Source organism: Pseudomonas sp. GZD-209, from assembly GCF_049310485.1.
Lineage (GTDB): Bacteria > Pseudomonadota > Gammaproteobacteria > Pseudomonadales > Pseudomonadaceae > Aquipseudomonas > Aquipseudomonas sichuanensis.
The window spans coordinates 1-3,906 of sequence record NZ_JBMOWQ010000037.1 but is presented as its reverse complement, the minus strand read 5'-3'; the positions used below and the strand labels follow the sequence as shown (position 1 = coordinate 3,906).

General features: G+C 60.5%; 5 protein-coding genes. All 5 read left to right on the top strand.

The annotated features are described in order from the left end of the window. The first annotated feature begins 219 nt into the window (after positions 1 to 219). The 5 genes from ffh (at position 220) to rplS (ending at position 3,773) form a co-directional block, all read left to right on the top strand. The gene (ffh, locus tag ACO6VM_RS06460; RefSeq protein WP_125465251.1) at positions 220 to 1,596 is read left to right on the top strand and encodes a signal recognition particle protein; all 1,377 of its coding nucleotides are present in this window, start codon (positions 220 to 222) and stop codon (positions 1,594 to 1,596) included. Between the two features lie 233 nt (positions 1,597 to 1,829). Then, positions 1,830 to 2,081, top strand: coding sequence for a 30S ribosomal protein S16 (gene rpsP, locus ACO6VM_RS06455; RefSeq protein ID WP_008094480.1), 252 nt, complete (start codon positions 1,830 to 1,832; stop codon positions 2,079 to 2,081). Positions 2,082 to 2,086: 5 nt separating this feature from the next. Continuing rightward, positions 2,087 to 2,623, top strand: a complete 537-nt coding sequence (gene rimM, locus ACO6VM_RS06450; protein WP_125859954.1) for a ribosome maturation factor RimM — start codon at positions 2,087 to 2,089, stop codon at positions 2,621 to 2,623. Between the two features lie 3 nt (positions 2,624 to 2,626). After that, positions 2,627 to 3,379: a tRNA (guanosine(37)-N1)-methyltransferase TrmD gene (trmD, locus tag ACO6VM_RS06445; protein WP_110993301.1), complete on the top strand. Its 753-nt coding sequence runs from the start codon at positions 2,627 to 2,629 to the stop codon at positions 3,377 to 3,379. Positions 3,380 to 3,422: 43 nt separating this feature from the next. After that, positions 3,423 to 3,773 carry a 50S ribosomal protein L19 gene (rplS, locus tag ACO6VM_RS06440; RefSeq protein WP_011535315.1) on the top strand — a complete coding sequence of 117 codons (351 nt, stop codon included), beginning with the start codon at positions 3,423 to 3,425 and terminating at the stop codon, positions 3,771 to 3,773. The last annotated feature ends 133 nt before the right edge of the window (positions 3,774 to 3,906 follow it).

The following is a 3,906-nucleotide window of genomic DNA, read 5'->3' as shown; positions in this document are numbered from 1 at the left end:
GGCAGAAACCCCCCCCCCCAGGATTTTGCTTGGGCCTTGGGGGGGTTTCTTCCCCCCCCTAAGGCGACATCCAGGCCACCGATTATCCAGAGCCTCTGCACCAAGGTGTGCGCCAGCGCCGCTCTTCGCTATAATCGCCGCCTTGTTGTGCCCAGCGCGTGTGCATTTCCACCTGGGCGCCTGAAAAACCTCGGCTTCACTGGGCCTGAAAGGATCACCATGTTCGAAAACCTGACCGACCGCCTGTCACAGACGCTGCGCCATGTCACCGGCAAGGCCAAGCTGACCGAAGACAACATCAAGGACACGCTGCGCGAAGTGCGCATGGCCCTGCTCGAGGCCGACGTTGCCCTGCCGGTGGTCAAGGATTTCGTCAACAGCATCAAGGAGCGCGCGGTCGGCACCGAAGTGTCGCGCAGCCTCACCCCGGGCCAGGCCTTCGTCAAGATCGTCCAGGCCGAACTGGAGCGCCTGATGGGCGCGGCCAACGAAGAGCTGACGCTCAATGCCGCACCGCCCGCCGTCGTGCTGATGGCCGGCTTGCAGGGTGCCGGTAAGACCACCACCGCCGGCAAGCTGGCGCGCCACCTGAAGGAGCGCAAGAAGAAAAGCGTGATGGTGGTGTCCGCCGACGTTTACCGCCCGGCGGCGATCAAGCAGCTGGAAACCCTGGCCAACGACATCGGCGTGACCTTCTTCCCGTCCGACATCAGCCAGAAGCCGGTGGACATCGCGCAAGCGGCGATCCGCGAAGCCAAGCTCAAGTTCATCGATGTGGTGATCGTCGACACCGCCGGCCGCCTGCACGTCGACGCCGACATGATGGACGAGATCAAGGCGCTGCACGCCGCGGTCAAGCCGATCGAAACGCTGTTCGTGGTCGATGCCATGACCGGCCAGGATGCCGCCAATACCGCCAAGGCCTTCGGCGACGCACTGCCGCTGACCGGTGTGATCCTGACCAAGGTCGATGGTGATGCCCGTGGCGGTGCCGCACTGTCGGTGCGCGCCATCACCGGCAAGCCGATCAAGTTCATCGGTATGGGCGAGAAGACCGAAGCCCTCGAGCCGTTCCACCCCGACCGGATCGCCTCGCGCATCCTCGGCATGGGTGACGTGCTCAGCCTGATCGAGCAGGCCGAGCAGACCATCGACAAGGCCAAGGCCGACAAGCTGGCCAAGAAGCTGAAGAAGGGCAAGGGCTTCGACCTCGAAGACTTCCGTGATCAGCTGCAGCAGATGAAGAACATGGGCGGCCTCGGCGGGCTGATGGACAAACTGCCGAACATGGGCGGCGTCAACCTGTCGCAGATGGGCAACGCCCAGGGCGCGGCCGAGAAGCAGTTCAAGCAGATGGAGGCGATCATCAACTCCATGACCCCGGCCGAGCGTCGCGACCCTGATCTGATCAGCGGTTCGCGCAAGCGCCGCATCGCCCTGGGTTCCGGTACCCAGGTGCAGGACATCGGCCGGCTGATCAAGCAGCACAAGCAGATGCAGAAGATGATGAAGAAATTCTCCGCCAAGGGCGGCATGGCCAAGATGATGCGCGGTCTTGGCGGCATGCTGCCGGGCGGCGGCATGCCCAAGATGTAATCGAATTTGGCGGGCTGCCTTCCATGGGGAAGCAGCCCGCCAACCCCCGCCTCGGCGGGAACACGGCCGCCGAAAGGCGGCTCAATCGGCAGAACTGAACGGCGGGGCGTAGCCTCGCCGAAAAAGGCATTTGCAAATGTCCGTGTATTCCCCGAGAATATGCGGCCTTTTGGGCACGCGTGTGCCCATTGGGCATTCAGTTTTGCAGCACCGACTATAGGAACGATGTTCACATGGTAACCATCCGTCTTGCCCGTGGCGGCTCGAAAAAGCGCCCTTTCTACCACCTGACCGTGACCAACTCGCGTAACGCCCGTGACGGCCGTTTCGTTGAACGCGTTGGCTTCTTCAACCCGATCGCATCGGGCGCCGAAGTCAAGCTGTCGGTCAACCAGGAACGCGTCACCTACTGGCTGAGCCAGGGCGCGCAGCCGTCTGAGCGTGTTGCTCAGCTGCTGAAGGACGCTGCCAAGGCCGCAGCCTGAGCAGTATGAACGCGACGCCAGAAAAGGCTGACGACCTCATCGTCGTTGGCAAGATTTTTTCGGTTCACGGCGTTCGCGGCGAGGTGAAGGTGTACTCCTTTACCGATCCGATTGAAAACCTGTTGGATTATCCGCGCTGGACGCTCAAGCACGAAGGCAAGGTAAAGCAGGTCGAGCTGGTCAGCGGTCGTGGCTCCCAAAAGGGCCTGGTCGTGAAATTGAAAGGCCTCGATGATCGTGATGAAGCCCGGCTTCTGAGCGGTTACGAAATCTGCATTGCGCGGAGCCTTTTGCCCAACCTGGCAGCCGACGAGTACTACTGGTACCAGTTGGAAGGCCTGAAGGTCATCAATCAGGACGAACAGCTGTTCGGCACGATCGATCACCTGTTGGAGACCGGCGCGAACGATGTAATGGTGGTCAAGCCTTGCACAGGCAGCCTGGATGATCGCGAGCGACTGTTGCCCTATACGGAGCAATGCGTGCTGGCAATCGACCTTGAAGCTGGTGTGATGCGAGTCGAATGGGACGCGGATTTCTAAACGATGGGTAACCTTCGCGTAGACGTCATCACGTTGTTCCCCGAGATGTTCTCGGCCATCACTGAGTACGGCATTACCAGCCGTGCGGTGAAACAGGGGTTGCTGCAAGTGACCTGCTGGAACCCGCGGGACTACACCACTGATCGCCACCACACCGTGGATGATCGGCCGTTTGGCGGTGGTCCGGGCATGGTGATGAAAATCAAGCCTCTGGAAGACGCCCTGGTCAACGCCAGGCAAGTCGCCGGAGCAACGGCAAAGGTGATCTACCTTTCGCCGCAAGGCCGCAAGCTGACTCAGCAAGCGGTCAAAGGCCTGGCCGAACAGGAATCTTTGATCCTGATCGCCGGTCGTTATGAAGGCATCGACGAGCGCTTTATCGAGGCTCATGTCGATGAGGAGTGGTCGATTGGCGACTATGTGCTTTCCGGTGGCGAGCTGCCGGCCATGGTACTGATCGATGCGGTTACGCGGCTGCTGCCCGGAGCTTTAGGGCATGTGGACTCGGCGGAGGAAGATTCTTTCACCGACGGTCTGCTGGATTGCCCGCACTACACCCGACCTGAGGTGTATGCGGATCAGCGTGTACCCGACGTGTTGCTTAGTGGCAACCATGCACATATCCGGCGTTGGCGGATGAAGCAGTCCCTTGGTAGGACCTTCGAACGACGCGCCGATCTTCTGGAAAGTCGCTCGCTTTCTGGAGAAGAGAAGAAGCTGCTCGAGGAATATCTCCGCGAGCGGGACGATAGTTAAACGTATCGATGGTGGATCGCGTTATCCATCTTAGGAGCACAGCATGACCAACAAGATCATCCAGCAGCTCGAAGCCGAGCAGATGAGCAAGGAAATCCCGACCTTCGCACCAGGCGACACCGTTGTCGTCCAGGTTAAAGTGAAGGAAGGCGACCGCTCGCGTCTGCAGGCGTTCGAAGGCGTCGTTATCGCCAAGCGTAACCGCGGTCTGAACAGCGCCTTCACCGTGCGCAAGATCTCCAGCGGCGTTGGCGTAGAGCGTACCTTCCAGACCTACAGCCCACAGATCGACAGCCTGGCCGTGAAACGTCGTGGTGACGTGCGTAAAGCCAAGCTGTACTACCTGCGCGACCTGTCCGGCAAAGCCGCTCGCATCAAGGAAAAACTGTCCTGAGTGCAGTTTGACCGGTGGCCTTGGCCATCTTGCGAGAGAAAAAGCAGCCTTCGGGCTGCTTTTTTGCTTTCTGGCCTTATCGGGGGGGGGGAGCACGCCCCCCCAAACCCTCCCCTCCCCCCTAGGAGGAACG